Raw genomic sequence first — 20,436 nt, 5'->3', positions numbered from 1 at the left:
GCCATCCGGCGCATGGCCTGGACATTCGTGTTAATGCCTGATGGCATTACGCTTATCGGGCCTACGGGCAGCGTTGTACTGAGTAGGCCGGATAAGGTGTCTTATGATATCAACTTAAGGTTGGCTTAATCTGTGTCAGGCAAACTCTCCTCCATAGTTTCGGAGGAGAGTGTCATGAAAACCCGTATTTATGAAAGTTTGACCACCGTGTGCAGTGTGCTGATTGTTAGCAGCTTTTTGTATGTGTGGGTGAGCTCTTACTGATTTTTCGCCAATTCCACCCAGGCGCGAGTGCCGCTGGCTCCCTGACGATTTTGCAAATAGAAATGCCCGTGATGTAGCTGGGTGATACGACTGACAATGCTCAGCCCCAGCCCAATCCCACCAAAACGGCTGTCCATTCGGACGAATGCTTTACTTAACTCCCCGCATTTACTTTCATCAATGCCCGGCCCTTCATCTTCGACGGCCAGGACGGCATCATGCTCGGTGTTCAGGATAATCGTAATATGGGTGCCTTCCGGGCTGTAACGATGCGCGTTTTCCACCAGATTTCGTAGCAGCATCCGCAACAGCGTAGCATCGCCACGCACGACAACATCCGCCGCGCTTTGTGGCAGGAGCAGCGTCTGTTTACGTTGGTCCAGCATGGTGTTGAGTTCATCGTAGGAGGGCAGAATAACGTCCTCCAGCAGTTTGACATTCTGGTAACTCCCGGCTGAAAACGACTGTCCGACGCGGGCGAGTTGCAGCAGTTGCGATACGCTGTCCATCATCTGGTCAAGGCGGGCAATTAACGGCGTAACGTCGACCTTATGGGTTTTGGATAATAATTCCAGATGCAGGCGAACGCCTGACAGCGGTGTACGCAGTTCGTGGGCGACATCGGCGGTAAATAAGCGTTCGTTTTCAATAGTGCTGGTCAGCCGTGTCACTAGCTCGTTGAGCGCTGAGACAACGGCCTGAATCTCAACGGTTGAGCTGTGAATTTCAATTGGGGCCAGGTTATCGGCTGCTCGCGCTTCTAACTCTTTTTGCAGATCTGCCAACGGGCGGGTTATTCGTCGCACTGCCTGATAGCAAATCAGCAATGTCAGGCTGACCATAAAGATGCCGGGGACGATCAGGCTGGCGATAGCCTCGCGGATCTCATGCATGATGTGGCGATCGTTATTACGATTTTCGCGTAGCGCCTGTTCGAATAACTGTATTTGTTCGGTACTTTCGTGCCACAACCAGAAGGTGCTAATCAACTGAAAGACCAGCAGAATAAGACCAATCGTCAGCATCAGGCGATGACGAAGCGGGAGCGGTTGTTTTAGATATTGCAGCGGTTTCACTTAGCTTTCCTCAGTGGCGACCAGCATATAGCCAAATCCCCTGACCGTGCGGATGCGTGATTTACCGACTTTATCGCGCAGATTGTGAATGTGCACTTCCAGCGTATTGGTCGACGGTTCGTTATCCCAGCTGTAGATGTCGTTATACAAAATTTCCCGGTGTACCGGGCTGCCCGCTTTGAGCATCAGGCGTGACAGGAGCGCGTATTCTTTCGGCGTTAAGATAACCTCTTGTCCGTCCATCCACACCTGGCGACGACCGATATTCAGCGTCAGATTGCTGACAATTAATTCACTTTCACCCTGATTGTTGTGACGACGCAGCAGCGCCCGGATGCGGGCGTGCAGCTCTTCCAGTGCGAACGGTTTGACCAGATAGTCATCGGCGCCCACGTCCAACCCGCTGACCCGATCTTTGAGTGTGTCACGGGCGGTGAGAATAAGCACCGGCACGGTGTATTTTTTCTGCCTGATCCGGTTGAGGAAATGCAGGCCGTCTTCATCCGGTAAACCCAGGTCCAGAACAACCAGACTGTAATGTCCGGTTTCCAGACATTGCTCCGCTGCACGGGCCGTTGATACGCCGTCGCAGGCATAGCCTTCTGTTTGCGCGGCGAGTATCAGTCCCTGTAATAACAACGTATCGTCTTCAACAATCAGAATTTTCATTCGTTTAGCCTCCCCGGCAGGGTTGCAGAATATCATCCGCCGCCTGATATTTCTGTGTTTGTACGCCCGTTAATCCCAGCAGGGTCGAGAAGAGATTATCCTGTGAGAAATCTTCTGAGCTTGCCCGTTTTTGCAAACATGTCTGAGAGACCTGATAGCGTTGCTGATAATCCTCGGAGAGCCACAGCAGCATCGGCACATGTTTTTGCGTATCTGGTGCAATCGAATACGGCAGGCCGTGCAAATAGACGCCATTTTCCCCTAAGGATTCGCCGTGATCGGAAAGATAGACCAGGCTGGTGGTGAAATTATCCTGGTGTTCTTTCAGTATATTGATTGCTTTATCAACAATATAGTCAACGTAAAGAATGGTGTTGTCGTAAGTATTGACCAACTGTTGCTGCGAACAGGTCTGGATTTCGTTGGTATCGCAGGTTGGCGTAAATTTCTTAAACTGCGCATGATAGCGGTTGTAATAGGTCGGGCCGTGGCTGCCGATGGTATGCAGCACAATCACGCCGTCGCCTTGCAGGTTATTAATGTACTCTTCCAGCCCGTGGAACAGGACTTCATCGTAGCATTCACCGTCAATACACTGCCCTGGCAGGTTCAGCTTAGTCATATTCTGGTGTGGAACCCGGTCGCAAGCCCCTTTGCAGCCGCCGTCGTTATCGTTCCACAGAACGTTAATTCCCGCCCGCTGAATGATGTCGAGTACGCCTTCCTGATGCTGTGCCAGTTCTTCGTCGTAGTGCGCGCGTGGCATATCCGAGAACATGCAGGGTACTGATACTGCCGTTGCCGTTCCGCAGGATGTGGTGCGGGGGAAATAGACCACATCATCTTTTTCCAGCAGCGGGTTGGTCAGGCGCGAGTAGCCTGACAGCGAGAAGTTATCGCCGCGCGAGGTCTCGCCGAGAACCACAATCGTCAGGTTTTTACGCTTTTCTTTTACCATCAACGGATTGCGATGTGCATCTTCGCCAATGCGTACCAGCGGCAGGTGGGCCAGTCGCTGGTGTGAATACCAGGATGACGTCGCCACAATGCTGTTGGATGGACTGAGGGATTTCACCAGTTCTTTGTTGTTGCGAAACAGTGAGGCGTAATCTTTATAGAAGAACGCAGCGACCAGCACGATCAGCAGCGCGGAGATCAGAATGTTCGCGCCACGAAACAGTATGCTGCGCATGACTGGCGTGATCGGTTTGATTTTTATCCAGCAGGCAATGAGCGCGGCCAGAATGCCGCTGATCCCAAGTGTAAGCACCATTCGTGGCGTCATGAGGGCGAAGGTTTCAGCGGGCGTAGTATCCATCATATTGGCGATCATCGAGCGGTCGATGATGATGCCGTAGGTCATGATGAAATATTGGGCCGATGCACCAACCAGAATGAAAATGCACGCCACAAGGCGATTAAGCCACAGGAATGAGGCCAGCGTCAGCACGATGTTCATGACGCTGAACGCGACCACCGGCATTGATAAAAACACCAGCACGTTACGCACAGAGTCCAGAGGCAGGTCTTGCAGCACTTGTTTATAGAACGCAATGTTCAGGAAGGTCGCAAGATAAAATGAGATCAGCAGGAGCCAGCTGATTAGCCCGAGAGTGGGCCTTTTAAACAAGAGCTTTAACATTAAGGGGGTTCCATCGACTATGTGGCGCAAATCCTCTCAAAGTAAAATTAAGCCAACCTTAAGTTCTTAATGTTGATTTTTCGAATATCAGCGAGGCAGCGTAGGCCCGATGAACTGACGCCATCGGGCAATGACGATTGCTTAAGTTAGTTATTGTTTACCGGGGCATCCAGTGGATACGGGTTTTTATGGATCCGGTTGTAGTTCAGTGCGTACAGCGCGGTGATGATCATCAGCGTGACGAACGACCACATCACTTCTTTGGCGCCGGAACCGACAACCGCCCAGATGCAGTAGACAAAGGCGATAAAGGTCACCAGTAAGTACATCGGGCGTGCTTTACCAAAGTGGCCATGGCCGAGCAGCAGCAGCGCGGCGCAGGTGTACAGATACGGCACCAGGGTGAAAATAACGGAAACCGAAGAGACCAGACCAAACTCTTTCGCTGCGTTCGGCGACATACTGCTGAACTGGAAGATGGTCATCAGGATGCCGACAATAATTAACCCGGCCACTGGCGTACCGGCTTTGTTCACGCGGGCAAAAATCGGTGGGAACAGGCCGTCATCGGCTGCGGCTTTGGCGGTTTGCCCGGCAAGCAGCGTCCAGCCGCCCAGAGAACCAAGACACCCGGCAGCAGCACAGAAGGAAACAATCGCCCCAGCGGTGTCACCCAGCGCCATACGTGCGGCATCACCGAACGGAGAGGCTGATACACGCAGCGCCGCATTAGGGATCATACCCATGATTGCGGTGGTGGAGAGCACGTAGCAAACAGCGGCAATCAGCACGCCGCCCATGGTGGCGATAGGTACGTTACGTTTGGGATTTTTAACCACGCCAGCCGCAACGGAGGCGCTTTCCACCCCGATAAATGACCACAAGGTGACGTTCAGAGTGCTTTGAATCGCGCCGAAGGTGTTCATGCCGCTGACGTTCCAGGCCGCCATATAGGTTTCACCGCGGAACCAGAACCAACCGAAGACGGCAATCCCGACAATTGGCACCAGTGCCAGTACCGTTGCGACGGCCTGCACGCGGGTGATCATTTTCGGTCCGACAATGTTCAGTAATACGAAGATCCACAGCACTACGACGCAGGTCAGCGTCAGGACCAGCGGATCTTTTAAGATGGGGAAGAAGTAGCTCAGGTAACCGACGCCAATGACCACCATGGCGATGTTACCAATCCAGCAGGCCAGCCAGTACAGCACGTTGGTCTGGTAGCCCAAAAAAGGACCGAAGCAACGGCGGGCGTAAGCATAAGAACCACCGGGACTGGAGTCTAAGGACGACATTTTGGCGTACACCATCGACAGTGCCAGAGCACCGATAATCGTGACCAACCATCCGTAGATTGCAATCCCGCCAGTTGACGCAAGGTTTGCGGGTAGCAGGAATACACCGGAACCCATAATATTCCCCGACACCATAAGGGTGACGGGGATTAAGCCCACTTTGTGAGCATCAGCATCCGTCGACATATTTTTTAACTCCTGATAAGGATAAATGACGCCTTATCATACCTCGTCAAAAGTCTGTTTAATGATGACGGAGCTGGGGTATCGCTAATGCTGATATTATTATGGCTTATCGCTAACTGATTAAAAATCAGGCGGCGGATGGCTCCCTGTGTTGGCTAACATAATGCAGAGGCGTCATCCCATAGAACTCTTTGAATACGGAGATAAAGTATGAGGTACTGTTATATCCACACAGTTGAGAGACCTGAGAAATGTTTTTGCCGTCCATCAGTAATTGATTGACGGCATATCGCATGCGACATGTGGTAATTATTTGGCTGTAACTTGTATTTTCACTTTTGAGCTTTTTCTTTAACAAACTGGGACTCAGGCATAAGCAACTGGCAACCATGCTTAAATTCCAGTCTTTATGTATATCGCTCTCAATAATGTGATAAACGCTATCGCTGATACAGTTGCGTAGCATATACATGAGCAAAGAAATAAACTTTTTGCTGTCGAGAAAGCGTGATAACACCGTGAACAGTAGCGAGCGCGTACGCTCTCTTTCAGCTTCGTTCACTGTGTCCATTACGCTATGTTGGGCAGCCACCCTGAAGACATCCGGCGTCAGACACGCGGAGGTCATCACTGGGCTGGCACTGCGTTGCCAGAGTGGGATCTGTGAAAGGTCTTTATTTAAAAAGCGCAGATAATCTTTAATGATATCGCGGCTGATATGTACGACCAATGCGTTATTAAGTGATGAGAAATCGATAATATTATTATCGCATGCCACCAGTGCCATATGATTAGCTTTTAAACTGATGGCTTCTTTACCGTTAATCCTTAACCAAACATCCTTCTCCGTTAATACAACAACACAAGCTTCTTTGCTGCAAAGCCTCATACCCAACTCCAGGAATATGAACATAAAACACCGTAGCTCAACATCGGATGAGCCAAATCGGCTAAATTGAAATTGTATGATGAAACCAAGACTGCAATAAAATAACGTGTCTGAAATTAATTACAATGTTTGGCGGGATTTTTCTTATGTACACATTTTTGTACGCAAGTGGAAAGGCGCTATTTGCGTATAAAAAAAGCGCGGGGTGGTCCCGCGCAAAAAGGTATGACAATGTTATTGTTTTGCAGCAATACTCAGGAATTACTCAAGCATGACATGTCTACCTTAAACATCGGACTATCTATAAAACGACATTATGCTTTCACGCACATAACGTGGTACACACCGTCAATAATTTCCGTTCCTTCGGTTTCATGTTCAAATCCAGGGAAGTGGTGGTCCCAGGACTGCAACGAACGTAGATAACTAATCTGCGGGCTATTGGCGTCGCCAAAGTTTTCCCCGGACAGCAGCATCGGAATTCCTGGTGGGTAAGGAATAACGGAATTCGCGGCTATACGACCCGGCAGATTTTCAATGGCCACCATCTCAACGTTATCGCTGACTATCGCGTTATAGGCTTCACGCGGGGTGATTTCAGCAGCAGGCAGGCCGGAGTAGGCCGCGTTGAGACGTGCGCCTGGGTTGTTCTCTTTCAGCCAGGCGAACATGGTGTCGCCCAGATCGTGAATGCCCATGTTGGCGTAAGTGTCTGGATGTTCCTCAACCAGTTCTGGCATCACCTGTGCCAGCGGGGTGTTGGCATCGTAATGGTGTTTGAAAGAGCACAGCGTGTTGATCAGTGTGCCCCATTTCCCGCGGGTAATCCCCATGGAGAACAGGAACATAATCTGGAAGTCGGTGGTTCGGGTCGGCACGATGCCGTGGCGGCCAAGCCAGGCGGTAACCAGTGCAGCCGGTACGCCGCTCTCTTCCAGTTCACCATCGTCGCCCATACCCGGTGCCAGAATGCTGACTTTGATCGGGTCCAGCATGCTCCAGTTATCCGGCAGGTCTTTAAATCCATGCCAGGATTCACCCGGACGCATCACCCAGCAGTTCTGGTCAGTGGTCAGGAGTTGGGTTGGCGCATCGGCAAAGTCATAGGTTTTGCCGGTCTGCGGATCGGTCACAATCTCTTTGTTCCACGGTTTGAAGAACCAGTCGCCTTCGGCTGTGAATTCTTTGTACAACCGTGCCATGGCCTGACGGAAATCGACCGCTTCGTCGATCACTTCCTGGGTGAGTGACAGGCCGCTGTTACCATCCATCATGGAGACCGCCACGTCGTTTGAGGCGCAGATGGCATACAGCGGAGAGGTAGTGGCGTGCATCATGTACGCCTGGTTAAAGCGGGAGAAGTTCACGGCCCCACGACCTTCACGAACGTGAATGTAAGATGCCTGAGAAAGCGCATTCAGCAGTTTGTGGGTTGAGTGGGTGGCAAAAACGGTAGGACCGTTATGATCGCCCGGCGCGCCACGCATGGCGTAGTGATCGGCATAAATTGGGTTGAAGCGAGCATAGCCGTACCAGGCTTCATCGAAGTGAATGCGATCGCTGGTCTGCGCGAGCAGATCCTGGGCCTCTTTGGCGTTGTAACAAACACCGTCGTAGGTACAGTTGGTCACAACGCTGTAAGACGGTTTTTGTCCGGCTTTGTCTTTGGTCAGCGGGCTTTCGCTGATTTTTTTCTGCAAAGTTTCAGGCTGCATTTCCTGCGGGTAGATAGGCCCGATAATGCCGTACCGGTTGCGGCTTGGCACCATGTACACCGGTTTTGCCCCAGTGAGGATCAGCCCCTGTTCGATGGATTTATGGCAGTTACGATCCAGCACCACGACGTCGTTGTCGGTCATACAGGCCTGCATGATGGTGCGGTTAGAGCCGGAAGTCCCGACCACTACGGACCAGGAACGGTCAGCGCCAAACACGCGGGCGGCATATTTTTCGCTCTCACCAAACGCGCCGGTATGATCCAGCAGCGAGCCAAGGGATGCGCGTTCAATACCCATGTCGCTACGGAATAAGTTTTCACCGTAGTAATCATGGTAGAAACGACCGGCCGGCGTTTTGGTAAATCCGACGCCGCCCTGGTGACCTGGTGCTGCCCAGGAGTATTCATGGATGTCGCCGTACTTCATCAGCGCGCTGAACAGTGGCGGCAGAAGTTGTTGGCGGTAGCGGGTCATCGCCGCAACGGCGCGCCCGGCGATAAAGTCTGCGGTGTCTTCCAGAATCCAGGCGAATTCATCGACAAGCTCCAGCAGGTCGCGATCCAGCGATGCGGTGGCTTTTTCGCGATCGCCCAGCAGGAAAACGGGAACGTTTTGCTGGCGCTCGTGGAGCTTGCCGATCAATTGCCTGACGTTCAGGTGTTCGTCTTGTTGTTCCATTTGATAGCTGAACATCAGGCAATCAATGGCTTCATTGGCGGCGAGGATTGCGTAACCATCGTCGAATGAGGTGGACTTAATGACGGTAACATTTTGGCGGCTTAATGCGTCAGCCAGACGTTCGACAGCGCTACCGACCCAGGTGTCCTGATGCAGAAACTCACTTTCAACAATTAATACTTTCATCATCTTTTACCCGGTTGTGGAAAGGTTGCAATCTATGAATTGCAGACACACCGTATGAATGTGACGCAGGCAAGTATTATCCTGTCAAAATGGGCTGTAAAGCGGGTAAAAAGTAGCCTGATTTGTGTTTAATTTGTTTTTAAACAGTGTGTTATGTTTGCTTGTTGGCGGTTTTTCACCGCCGTTTATCGACAGGGGGAATATTTTTTTGGCTGATACTGATATTGCCGAATGATATCAACCTGCGATTGTTTGCCGATGCTGCTGGCTTAGTTTGCGGTACTGCTGCGGCGACATGCCGACAAACTTGCTGAAGGTGTCATAAAAACGGCTGCTGGATCGGAATCCGGCGGTCAACGCAACGTCGAGAATGGTTTTATCGGTATCGCTGAGCAATGCGCGGACGTGATTGATCCGCATTGCCGTAATGTACTGCTTCAGGGTGAGTTGCATTACGCGTTGGAAAATCCCCATCGCGTAGTTGGCGTTGAGCTTCACGTGTTCCGCGACGTCGTTGATGGTGAGCGCCTGATCGTAGTTGTCGGCAATAAAGCTCAGCATTTGGCTGACGTAAAACTGGGCGTGCCGCGACACACTGTTTTTGTGGGTCCGCGAGGTTTTATTGACGAGTATAGGCTGCCAGCCGGAAAGGCTAAACCGTTTGAGCATCAGACCAATTTCATCAATGGCGAGCTGGCGAATTTGTTCGTTCGGGTTGCTCAGTTCCTGTTGCCAGCGCTGAACCTCAAAGGTGCTCAACTGCTGCGACGCCAGCGATTTGATGACCATTCCATGGGTAACATGGTTGATCAGCTCGCGATCCAGCGGCCAGGAGAGGAAAAGGTGCATCGGTAAATTGAAGATAGCCATACTTTGGCAGCTGCCCGGACGCGTGAGTTGATGCGGTGTACAGGCCCAGAATAGCGTGATGTGTCCCTGTTTTATCTGCACGACTTCATTGTTGATAAGGTACTCGACGTCACCATCAAACGGAACATTGATCTCCACCTGCCCATGCCAGTGGCTGGCAGGCATAGCATGCGGTGAGCGCAACTCGATATCCATCCGTTGATATTCTGAGTACAGCGATAGCGGGCTGCGGGTTTGTTCTTCATCGCTACTGCACATGTGCGGATCGGGAGGGAGAGGCGATGTCGGTAATGTACTCATGGTTGCTCCATTTCCTGAATTATCAGAATCATGTCATTTAACACGTATTAAGGCTGAGAATCAGGACACAAATTGGACCGTTACCATTGAGCATAGCGACATTTTGCGGCCGCATACTCTGCTTTTTGGGTAATTTTGTCCCATAAACTCAGATCCAATAGGGCGCAGAGTGATGATCTGAGTTTATGGGAATGCTCGGCAGGGAAGTCGGAGGTTTTCATCTATGCGCTGTGCCACCATGACCGTGTTCACTAATGTTCTGGAGAGTCATGATGTCAGCACCCAAAATTACCTTTATCGGCGCCGGTTCCACGATTTTCGTCAAAAATATTCTTGGGGACGTCTTTCACCGCGATGCGCTTAAATCTGCGCATATCGCCTTGATGGATCTCGATCCTACGCGTCTGGAAGAATCACACGTTGTTGTGCGCAAGTTGATGGATTCTGCGGGCGCGTCTGGACGAATCACCTGCTATACCGATCAAAAAGCAGCATTACAGGATGCTGATTTTGTAGTGGTCGCTTTCCAGATTGGCGGCTATGAACCTTGTACCATCACCGATTTTACGGTGTGTAAACGCCATGGTCTGGAGCAGACGATTGCCGACACGCTGGGGCCGGGCGGCATCATGCGCGCGCTGCGTACCATCCCGCATTTATGGCAGATTTGTGAGGATATGACCGAAGTCTGTCCGCAGGCCACGATGCTTAACTACGTTAACCCGATGGCAATGAACACCTGGGCAATGTATGCACGTTATCCGCATATTAAGCAGGTTGGGTTGTGTCATTCGGTGCAGGGGACGGCGGAGGAGTTGGCCCGCGATCTGAACATCGACCCTGCCTCTTTGCGCTATCGCAGTGCCGGGATCAACCATATGGCGTTTTATCTGGAGCTGGAGCGCAAAACGGCGGACGGTGCCTATGTGAATCTCTACCCGGAGCTGCTGGCGGCCTATGAATCCGGTCAGGCGCCGAAACCAAATATTCACGGAAATACCCGTTGCCAGAACATTGTGCGTTATGAAATGTTCAAAAAACTGGGGTATTTCGTCACCGAATCGTCGGAGCACTTCGCTGAATATACGCCGTGGTTTATCAAACCGGGGCGTGAAGATCTGATTGAGCGCTATAAGGTGCCATTGGATGAATATCCGAAACGTTGTGTGGAACAGTTGGCGAACTGGAAAAAAGAGCTGGAAGAGTACAAAACGGCTGAGCGGATCGACATTAAACCGTCGCGCGAATATGCCAGCACTATCATGAACGCCATCTGGACCGGTGAACCGAGCGTCGTGTATGGCAACGTTCGCAATGACAATCTGATCGATAACCTGCCGCAAGGCTGCTGCGTTGAAGTCGCTTGTCTGGTCGATGCGAATGGTATTCAGCCAACGAAAGTCGGGACTCTCCCGTCACATTTGGCGGCCATGATGCAAACCAATATCAATGTTCAGACCCTGCTAACGGAAGCCATCCTGACGGAGAATCGCGATCGCGTTTATCACGCGGCGATGATGGATCCGCATACCGCCGCTGTACTGGGGATTGAAGAGATTTATGCGCTGGTGGACGACCTGATCGCGTCTCACGGCGACTGGCTGCCGGCCTGGCTGCACCGTTAATACACAATCACGCCGGGCATTGTATCCGGCGTTTAACCTCTGACGTTTCCTCTTACAGAAGGCGGGCGCTGGTAACAGCGACCCGATACCCTATGAGCATATCTCTGACAACAAAACTCAGTTATGGATTTGGAGCGTTTGGTAAGGATTTCGCCATCGGAATTGTGTACATGTACCTGATGTATTACTACACCGACGTGGTGGGATTATCGGTGGGGCTGGTCGGAACGTTGTTCCTGGCGGCAAGGATCTGGGATGCGGTAAACGATCCCATCATGGGCTGGATTGTGAACGCCACCCGATCGCGCTGGGGAAAATTTAAACCCTGGATCTTGCTCGGTACGCTGGCGAACTCATTGGTGCTGTTTTTGCTTTTTAGCGCACATCTTTTTGAGGGTACTGCGCAGGTCGTATTTGTTTGCGTGACGTATATATTATGGGGAATGACCTACACCATTATGGATATTCCATTCTGGTCACTGGTGCCAACCATTACACTGGATAAACGCGAGCGTGAACAACTGGTGCCGTATCCGCGTTTCTTCGCCAGCCTTGCCGGGTTTGTTACCGCAGGCGTGACGCTACCTTTTGTGAGCTATGTTGGCGGAGCCGATCGTGGTTTTGGTTTTCAGATGTTTACGCTCATTCTCATCGCGTTCTTTATCGTTTCCACCGTTGTGACGCTACGGAATGTGCATGAGGTTTTTACGTCAGACAGTGAGGCCACGGCAGACAGCAGTCGTCTTGGGTTGAAAGCGATCGTTGGGCTCATTTATAAAAATGACCAGCTAACCTGCCTGTTAGGTATGGCACTGGCTTACAATATTGCATCCAATATCATTGCTGGCTTTGCCATTTACTATTTTACCTACGTGATTGGCGATGCAAGTCTCTTCCCGTACTACATGTCTTACGCAGGTGCGGCAAACCTGCTGACGCTGATTTTCTTTCCTCGGTTGGTAAGCGCGTTGTCACGACGGATCTTGTGGGCTGGGGCATCGGTGCTGCCGGTGCTTAGCTGTAGCGTACTACTGGTGATGGCGCTGGCAGATTTCCATAATATCTTACTGATTGTTATTGCTGGTGTTTTACTAAATATTGGATCTGCGCTTTTCTGGGTGTTGCAGGTCATTATGGTGGCGGATACCGTTGATTACGGTGAATACAAACTTAATGTTCGTTGTGAAAGTATCGCTTATTCGGTACAGACAATGGTGGTAAAAGGCGGGTCAGCATTTGCCGCTTTCTTTATCGCATTGATACTCGGGGTGATTAATTACGCGCCAAATGTCGCGCAGTCTGCCGAAACCATCGTTGGCATGCAGTTTATTATGATAGCGCTACCCGCACTCTTTTTCGTTGTGACCTTAGTCCTGTATTTCCGCTTTTATCGACTGAATGGCGACACCCTGCGCAGGATCCAGATCCATTTACTGGATAAGTATCGCAAGGTGCCGCAGCACCATGAGCAACCGGATATCCCGGCTATTGCGGTAGTGGCTCCAGGCGATGTGAAGGCATAGCGATGGAATGGCAATCGTTGATTGGATATTTGGCGGCCAGCCTGACGACGCTCTCTTTCTTGCCGCAAGCCATTAAGGTTATTACCACCCGCAATACGCAAGGTATCTCCGGTTTGATGTATATGATGTTTGTGTGCGGGCTGGTTTTGTGGCTGATTTACGGATTATTGATTGAAGATACTGCCGTCAGCATGGCGAACTTTCTGACACTGTTGTTCGCCTTGCCGATTCTGGTTATCAAGTATCGTAGTAGGTAGCGTAGATTGCCGGAGAAGCGTTAGCGCTCTCCGGCCGTTTTCAACTGCCGATTGTGCCAGCCCGCCAACGCGAGGACCGTTGTTAACGCACCGAGCAGGGCGCAGAACATGTCCGACTGGGTATCCCACGGGTCACCCTGCGTGCCAAGGAAGTCATCCGCACCTTGTCCCATTGCCAGCGCCGCCCACCATTCGATCAGTTCATACATTGCGCTAATCGCCAGCGCTACGCAGCAGACCAGAAATGACAGCATCTTACGACCACGGACAATATTGCCGCGCACTAAAATCTCTCTTGCCGTCAGGGCTGGTACCAGCCCCTGGAAGAAATGGCCCAGCTTGTCATAGGGGTTACGGCTGAGATCCAGCCATTCCTGAACCTGAAAACCAATGGGAACTTTGGCGTAGGTATACATCCCACCTACCATCAGAATGATGGCGTGCAAGAAAATCAACGTATAAAGCAGCGGCGTCAATGGGTACTGCTTCATGGTAGCCAGCAACAGCGGGACGACAATAATGACTGGCGTGACTTCCATCAGCCAGGTGATTTTCTCAGAGGCAGAGATACCGGTGTAGATAAGAATCAGCGCCAGGATCAATGCGCCGGTGCGCAAGATTGTGGGGTTCAGAGTGCGGAGCATTGCGAATTCACACGTAATGGAAAAGGTCACTATTCCCTGTGAACGGCAAAAATTCAATACCAGTAAATGGGGGGATAAAGTTGGCCCGGGGGGATCGCTGGACTGACGCCAAAAATTTAGTGCCAGTCCAGTGCCGGGCCGAATGGGTTACTTCGCGCAGTTAGCGCATTGTTTGCTGACGATTTGCTGGAAGAAATCGTTGCCTTTGTCATCGACCAGGATGAAAGCCGGGAAATCTTCTACTTCGATTTTCCAGATAGCTTCCATTCCCAGCTCCGGGTATTCCACGCATTCCAGATGCTTAATGCTCTGCTGCGCCAGTACCGCTGCCGGTCCACCGATGCTGCCCAAGTAGAAGCCGCCGTGTTTGTGGCAGGCGTCAGTCACCTGCTGGCTACGGTTACCTTTTGCCAGCATGATCATGCTGCCGCCGTGAGACTGCAACAGGTCAACGTAGGAGTCCATACGACCCGCGGTGGTTGGACCTAAAGAACCGGACGGGTAGCCTGCAGGCGTTTTGGCCGGACCCGCGTAGTAGATCGGATGATCTTTCACGTACTGCGGCAGACCTTCGCCGGACTCAATACGTTCTTTTAACTTCGCGTGGGCAATGTCACGACCAACAATGATAGTACCGCTCAGTGACAGACGAGTAGAAACCGGGTACTGAGAGAGCTGGGCGAGGATCTCTTTCATTGGGCGGTTAAGGTCAACTTTAACCACTTCGCCTTCGCCCGCCTGGCGCAGAGATTCTGGAATGTACTGACCTGGGTTATGTTCCAGTTTTTCAATCCAGATCCCTTCGCGGTTGATCTTGGCCTTGATGTTACGGTCTGCGGAGCAAGAAACGCCCATACCAACCGGGCAGGACGCACCGTGGCGAGGCAGGCGGATCACGCGGATATCGTGTGCGAAGTATTTTCCGCCAAACTGAGCGCCAAGGCCGAGTTTTTGCGCTTCTTCCAGTAGTTCCTGTTCCAGTTGCAGATCGCGGAACGCCTGGCCGTGAGCATTGCCTTCAGTCGGCAGCGCGTCATAGTAGTGTGTGCTGGCCAGCTTCACCGTTTTAAGGGTGCTTTCCGCTGACGTGCCGCCAATGACGAATGCGATGTGGTACGGCGGGCAAGCTGCGGTACCCAGCGTACGCATTTTCTCAACCAGGAAGTTTTTCAGTTTGCCGGGAGTCAGCAGCGCTTTGGTTTCCTGATACAGATAGGTTTTGTTGGCTGAGCCGCCGCCTTTGGCCACGCACAGGAATTTGTATTCGTCACCGTCCACGCTGTACAGATCGATCTGTGCGGGCAGGTTGGTGCCGGTATTCACTTCTTTGTACATATCCAGCGCCGCGTTTTGCGAGTAGCGCAGGTTATCTTCGATATAGGTATTAAATACGCCTTTGGAGAGCGCCGCTTCATCGCCGCCGCCGGTCCAAACACGCTGACCTTTTTTACCCATGATGATTGCCGTACCGGTGTCCTGGCAGGTTGGCAACACGCCTTTGGCGGCGATTTCGGAGTTTCTCAGGAACTGCAGTGCCACGTACTTATCGTTTTCGCTGGCTTCGGGATCATGGAGAATTGAGGCGACTTGCTGTTGGTGTTCTGGGCGGAGCATGAAGGAGGCATCGTGGAAGGCTTGCTGGGCCAGTAGCGTAAGTGCTTCAGGGGCTACTTTCAGGATTGTTTCGCCTTCAAACTCGCCGACGCTGACGTGATCGGATGTCAGCAGGTAGTACTCAGTTTTGTCTTCCCCCAGTGGGAAAGCCGCCTGGTAAGTGAATTCAACTTTTGACATTTGCTTCCAGCCTTTTCATTTTTCTCAGGAATTTTAAAATTCTCTGTGTCTTCATGGTGGCGTGCCGTACCAACGTGGACGGCACGCGAACTGTGATTACAGGAAACCGTACATTGCGGCGAAGATCCAACCAAAGACACAGGATACGCTTACGCCGATCAAGCCAGGCAGAATGAAGCTGTGGTTGATAACGAAGCGGCCGATGTGGGTGGTGCCGGAACGGTCAAACTGGATAGCAGCCAGATCGCTCGGGTAGGTCGGCAGAATGTAGTAACCGTAACATGCCGGAGCAGAAGCCACGATGTACGCGGGATCAACCCCGATTGCCAGCGCGACCGGAACAATCGCTGCCAGCGCCGCTGCCTGGGAGTTTACAAATTTGGATACCAGCAGCAGAACAATTGCATAGGCCCACGGATACTCTTTCACCATATTGCCCAGCACACCTTCGATTTCTGTCATGTGCGCGCCGAACATTGTTTCGGCCATCCAGGCAATACCGTACACCGCCACAATCGCGATCATACCGGAACGGAAGACTTCGTTTTTAGATATTGAAGCGGGATTGGTCTTCGTCAGGATAATAATCAGCGCACCGGTCAGCAGCATGAACATCTGGATAACCAGCACCATTGACAGCGGTTTGCCGCTAAAGGTAGGACGCAGCTCAGAGAACGCGCCAAGCACGGCAACAACGGCGATAGCGGCCAGGAAGATCCACATGGCCAGCCAGTTGCTTTTCGGCAGCTTTTTGTCTAACAGCGTGGCGGTATCGCCATACACATAGTTGTGGTTTTCAGGTACGGAAATGAACTTCTGGAACTCTTCATCTTTATCCAGATCCTTACCACGGAACCAGCTGAAGATACCGATCGCCAGGATACCCAACAGGGTAGACGGGATGGTGATGCTGAGCAGGTCGAGGAATTCGAGATGCTTGCCTTCAAACGTTACGTTACCCAGCATTGCCACCAGTGACACAACGGCTACAGAAACCGGGCTGGCGATAATCCCCATCTGCGCGCCGATAGAACTCGCCGCCATCGGACGTTCCGGGCGAATATTGTTCTTAATGGCAACGTCATAAATGATTGGCAGGATGGTGTATACCACGTGCCCTGTACCGCAGAGAATCGTCAGGGTGCAGGTAACGAAAGGTGCGACGATGGAAACGTATTTTGGGTTACGGCGCAGCAGCTTTTCAGCGATTTGCAGCATAACGTCAAGGCCGCCGGAGGCTTGCAAGGTTGCCGATGCGGCCACCACGGCAATAATAACCAGCATTACATCTACAGGTGGTTTACCCGGCTGGAGATGGAAAACGAAAACCAGAATGACCAGGCCGATACCGCCTAATAAACCCAGCGCGATACCGCCCTTTCTGGCACCATAAAACAAACATATTAATATTATGAGAAGTTGTATACTAAATAACATTTTATTTACCCTCGCGAAAAACCCAGTCAATTTTTGAAAAATGGATCTGTGCCACATTCTTTTTTGCCAGAATAAGCATCAAAAAATGGTCAGTATTCGATATATCCGTATTTGCGATTAATGTTCAAATGTCTTGCTAGAATGTTTTTTTAAAGTTATGGCGATATTTGGTTTTTTCTGTGGCTTTGATCAGAGGAGAGAATCCTCAGGCGATGGGAAGCAGAGCTGAACATGGAAAGCTGCGGTTGACGCTGTAATTTATCTGTTTTGCGTTTTCCGCTATTACGTGAACCACCGACAGAATGGGTGAGTAGATTATTTATGTGATCACGGTCACGCCATCTCATAATGTGATGAGGTCGGCGTGCGGATACTTTTATTTGCTCACAAAAATGTACGGTGTCCATGGTACGTAGCATGGTCTCCATTGCTACCAGTCTAGATTTTGTATGTCTGGTTAATTTCAGACTAATCCTTTATGGGTAAAAATACACACTCTGCGAGTTAGATAATACTTAATTAACTTTTGTTAGCGATTTTGAAATTAAAAACAGTGTGATGTTTGTCAATATTAAAATAATGCATTTAACATGTCGGATACAAATATATTTGATCTAACGCAAATTTATAATTTTACAGTTCCAGCTGGTGAAATTGGGATTTTTCATTATTTTAATAATTGTTACTTTCAAATAACAAATAATCCCAAGTGTATTTATTGGCAATATTGTTTAAGCAATGAGTAGTGTTCAGCCTGCACGCGATAACGATAAACAGGTCTGCCGGTCACGCCATAATGGATGCTGGTAAATAAGATGTGACAATTGACGAGCCAGATAAGGTATTTACGGCAAGAGACGCGCGAGATATTGACCTCGTTGGCCAGCTCATCTGTGGAGAACTCTTGATCCTGGTGCTCATCAATCCACTGACACAGCGTGCGTAACGTTTGTGGCGTTAACCCTTTGGGTAAGCGCCGTGCTTCCTGTTCATTGGAAGAGTTGCCGTGAATCAGCTGGTCAAGCTCAGACTGTTCATAATACTGATGCTTGTCCATCTCATTTTTCTTGTGCAGCCAGCCGGTGAGCGCCTCTTCAAACCGGGAAGCCTGGAAAGGTTTGATCAGGTAGTCAACAACACCGTAGTGAAGTGAATCTTTGATGGTGGTGGCATCAGCGGCGGAAGAGATGACGATGACATCACACTTGCAACCTTCGCTGTGCAGAACCGGTAGCAGGTCCAGACCGTTTTCTTTTTGCATATAAATATCTAGCAAAATCAGATCAATATGATGACCGCTATGAAAGATTATCTCTTTTGCTTTCTCCAGCGTGGAGGCTGTGCCGCAGCAGTGAAAACCGGAGAGTTGCGCGACATAACGGCGGTTTAATTCCGCTACCATTGCATCGTCATCGACAATTAAGACATTGATCATCTGCTGGCCCTCTCACCATTCCACGGTAACTGTACAAAAAATTGGGTGAAGATCCCAGGTTCAGACTCGACGGAAATATTACCGCCAACGTTTTCAACCTGTTGTTTAACAAGCGCTAAACCAACGCCCCGTTCGGTTCCTTTTGACGAAACGCCCTTCTCAAAGATATGCTCAATGTTTTCGGGGGCAATCCCCGGACCATCGTCATTCACTTCGCAATGCAACCAGCCGTGTCGATAATGCAAGGATACGCTGATCTCACCACCAGGTTCTTGACCTAGCGCTTCCAGGGCGTTTTCAATCAGATTCCCCAGAACGGTAATCAGCACCGCCACCTGATCTTCGTTGCTATTTTCCGGTAACTGGCTTTCATTGCTAATGACCAGACTATGGCCTAAATCAGATGTGCGATTAATCTTACTGAGTAAAAATCCTGCGATCACCGGTGATTTTATTTTTCCTAACAGCGAGCCAATTTCTTCCTGATAATTGTTTGCTGTCTTCAGGATGTAATTTTCAAGCTGCTTATAACTTTTCAGATGCAATAATCCCAGAATCACGTGCAATTTATTCATGAATTCGTGGGATCGTTCACGAAGTGCGTCGGCATAGTTGACCATACCATCCAGACGTTGCATTAGTTTTCGGACTTCAGTCTTATCTCTGAAGGTTGAAATGGCACCGATGATTTTACCGTTGCTGAGTACCGGGACCGTGTTAATTAAGAGTAGCCGATCCTTCACCATGATCTCTTCATCGCGGCGCGGCGTTCCGTCATGTAGTACCTGTGAAAAATCGACCACCTGTGACCACGCATGGCTGAGTGTGGAGAGCTGGGCATCATCTTGTGATTTGTGATAATCCAGCAGCTCCTGCGCCGCTTGGTTAATCAGCGTCACCTCACCGCATTCGTCAACGGCAATGACCCCTTCCTTTATAGAGTGCAGCATCGCCTGGCGTTGTTCGAACAGATTGGAGATTTCATAAGGCTCCAGACCAAACAGAATGCGCTTGAGAACTTTGACAAATACCCATGTACCGAGCAGTCCAACCAGCACGCCAAATAAGATGGACCAGATGATGCTGCCGCGGCTGTTATTGATCTGCTCAGTCACCCGGCTTAGCTCAAGGCCGATCGACACGACGCCAATCTGCCGGTGATGTTCGTCATAGATAGGAGTAAATACACGTAGAGCTTTAGCCAGGAATCCGCGATTAATGGCGACATTCTCTTTACCCTGCAGGGCCAGCAATATGTCATCGCCTTTAAATGGCTGACCGATTCTCTGCGCTTCGGGATGGGAGTAACGAATGCTTTGCATATCAGTGACGACGATGAACAAAAAGTCGTTGCTCTTATTCACCGCCTGGGCAATCGCCTGAATGCCGCTTTCCTCGGGCTTTTTCATTAGTCCCTGGCGGATCTCCGGAGAGTTGGCTAGCGTTCGCGCGACCGCAAGCGCTTTACTCGCTAATGCATCGCGCGTCATGTTGCTGATCTGCGAGAAATAAATCAGATGAACGACAAGCAGCACGGAGAAGAGTACTGCACTAACCATGAGGATCACGGTGGTGCCAAGCTTCATCGGGCGTTTACGTATAGCAGTACGTTGCAGGGAGTATCTCATCACGGTCCTGAAATCACGGTTTGTACGGGTATTATTGCCTGATGGGGTGCGTAATTCAAAGGTGGTAGGGATTATGGCGCTTAAGTTGTCAGTCCTTCTTCTTTATATAGCGTAGAGTGAATTTCTTTCTATATAGAGGTTTTCATACCGATTCTCTCCCTTTTTAGGGACGCTTACAGATAATTTCCTTACGATTGTGGATAACTCTGTGCGTAAATGGGTATAAGGCGGGGGTTTGCTGTGGAATGCAGCAGTCAGTCATTTTTCTGTCATTTAAGGGTTGCGGGCCGCAGGAAACTCCCTATAATGCGCCTCCA

At 50.5% G+C, this 20,436-nt stretch carries 16 protein-coding genes; 4 read left to right on the top strand and 12 right to left on the bottom strand.

Features of this window, described 5'->3' with window-relative positions:
• The first annotated feature begins 174 nt into the window (after positions 1 to 174).
• On the top strand, positions 175 to 264 hold the full coding sequence (gene pmrR, locus OGY37_RS23420) for an LpxT activity modulator PmrR (RefSeq protein ID WP_003826741.1): 90 nt from the start codon (positions 175 to 177) through the stop codon (positions 262 to 264).
• Here the strand turns inward: pmrR and pmrB are convergent.
• From pmrB to melR, 7 genes are all read right to left on the bottom strand, one after another.
• Positions 258 to 1,331 (bottom strand): two-component system sensor histidine kinase PmrB, encoded by a 1,074-nt coding sequence (gene pmrB, locus OGY37_RS15070; RefSeq protein WP_286621183.1) that lies wholly within the window; start codon positions 1,329 to 1,331, stop codon positions 258 to 260. The genes pmrR and pmrB overlap by 7 nt on opposite strands.
• Before the next feature lie 9 nt (positions 1,332 to 1,340).
• A complete protein-coding gene (gene pmrA / locus OGY37_RS15065) occupies positions 1,341 to 2,009 on the bottom strand; it encodes a two-component system response regulator PmrA (RefSeq protein WP_003826748.1) in 669 nt (222 codons plus the stop codon).
• Positions 2,010 to 2,013: 4 nt separating this feature from the next.
• Entirely contained in the window at positions 2,014 to 3,651 is a 1,638-nt protein-coding gene (eptA, locus tag OGY37_RS15060; protein ID WP_191235851.1) for a phosphoethanolamine transferase EptA, read from the bottom strand.
• Positions 3,652 to 3,797: 146 nt separating this feature from the next.
• Entirely contained in the window at positions 3,798 to 5,135 is a 1,338-nt protein-coding gene (gene adiC / locus OGY37_RS15055) for an arginine/agmatine antiporter (RefSeq protein ID WP_003031853.1), read from the bottom strand.
• A 127-nt stretch (positions 5,136 to 5,262) separates the two neighbouring features.
• Positions 5,263 to 6,024, bottom strand: coding sequence for an AraC family transcriptional regulator (locus tag OGY37_RS15050; protein WP_286621138.1), 762 nt, complete (start codon positions 6,022 to 6,024; stop codon positions 5,263 to 5,265).
• A 314-nt stretch (positions 6,025 to 6,338) separates the two neighbouring features.
• Positions 6,339 to 8,606, bottom strand: a complete 2,268-nt coding sequence (gene adiA, locus OGY37_RS15045) for an arginine decarboxylase (protein ID WP_191236358.1) — start codon at positions 8,604 to 8,606, stop codon at positions 6,339 to 6,341.
• A 237-nt stretch (positions 8,607 to 8,843) separates the two neighbouring features.
• The gene (gene melR, locus OGY37_RS15040; RefSeq protein ID WP_003826756.1) at positions 8,844 to 9,776 is read right to left on the bottom strand and encodes a transcriptional regulator MelR; all 933 of its coding nucleotides are present in this window, start codon (positions 9,774 to 9,776) and stop codon (positions 8,844 to 8,846) included.
• Positions 9,777 to 10,045: 269 nt separating this feature from the next.
• Here melR and melA point away from each other — a divergent pair, with 269 nt between their 5' ends.
• From melA to OGY37_RS15025, 3 genes are all read left to right on the top strand, one after another.
• Positions 10,046 to 11,401 (top strand): alpha-galactosidase, encoded by a 1,356-nt coding sequence (gene melA / locus OGY37_RS15035; protein ID WP_284969668.1) that lies wholly within the window; start codon positions 10,046 to 10,048, stop codon positions 11,399 to 11,401.
• A gap of 92 nt (positions 11,402 to 11,493) precedes the next feature.
• On the top strand, positions 11,494 to 12,924 hold the full coding sequence (melB, locus tag OGY37_RS15030; protein ID WP_126319472.1) for a melibiose:sodium transporter MelB: 1,431 nt from the start codon (positions 11,494 to 11,496) through the stop codon (positions 12,922 to 12,924).
• A 2-nt stretch (positions 12,925 to 12,926) separates the two neighbouring features.
• On the top strand, positions 12,927 to 13,181 hold the full coding sequence (locus OGY37_RS15025; protein WP_126319470.1) for a SemiSWEET transporter: 255 nt from the start codon (positions 12,927 to 12,929) through the stop codon (positions 13,179 to 13,181).
• Positions 13,182 to 13,201: 20 nt separating this feature from the next.
• On the opposite strand, the gene OGY37_RS15020 is transcribed toward OGY37_RS15025, so the two are convergent.
• From OGY37_RS15020 to OGY37_RS15000, 5 genes are all read right to left on the bottom strand, one after another.
• Positions 13,202 to 13,825: a DUF2238 domain-containing protein gene (locus OGY37_RS15020; RefSeq protein ID WP_032934135.1), complete on the bottom strand. Its 624-nt coding sequence runs from the start codon at positions 13,823 to 13,825 to the stop codon at positions 13,202 to 13,204.
• Between the two features lie 147 nt (positions 13,826 to 13,972).
• Positions 13,973 to 15,619: a class I fumarate hydratase FumA gene (gene fumA, locus OGY37_RS15015; protein WP_008786974.1), complete on the bottom strand. Its 1,647-nt coding sequence runs from the start codon at positions 15,617 to 15,619 to the stop codon at positions 13,973 to 13,975.
• A gap of 96 nt (positions 15,620 to 15,715) precedes the next feature.
• Positions 15,716 to 17,056 carry an anaerobic C4-dicarboxylate transporter DcuB gene (gene dcuB, locus OGY37_RS15010; protein WP_003031873.1) on the bottom strand — a complete coding sequence of 447 codons (1,341 nt, stop codon included), beginning with the start codon at positions 17,054 to 17,056 and terminating at the stop codon, positions 15,716 to 15,718.
• Between the two features lie 715 nt (positions 17,057 to 17,771).
• Positions 17,772 to 18,491, bottom strand: a complete 720-nt coding sequence (gene dcuR / locus OGY37_RS15005) for a two-component system response regulator DcuR (RefSeq protein WP_003826770.1) — start codon at positions 18,489 to 18,491, stop codon at positions 17,772 to 17,774.
• The gene (locus OGY37_RS15000) at positions 18,488 to 20,119 is read right to left on the bottom strand and encodes a sensor histidine kinase (RefSeq protein WP_003826772.1); all 1,632 of its coding nucleotides are present in this window, start codon (positions 20,117 to 20,119) and stop codon (positions 18,488 to 18,490) included. Before OGY37_RS15000 ends, dcuR begins: the two co-directional genes overlap by 4 nt.
• Between the last annotated feature and the right edge of the window lie 317 nt (positions 20,120 to 20,436).

It is taken from the genome of Citrobacter sp. Cpo030, assembly GCF_030333005.1.
GTDB classification, from domain to species: Bacteria; Pseudomonadota; Gammaproteobacteria; order Enterobacterales; family Enterobacteriaceae; genus Citrobacter; species Citrobacter portucalensis.
The sequence above is the reverse complement of the archived record's forward strand: the minus strand, read 5'-3'. Positions and strand labels throughout refer to the sequence as shown.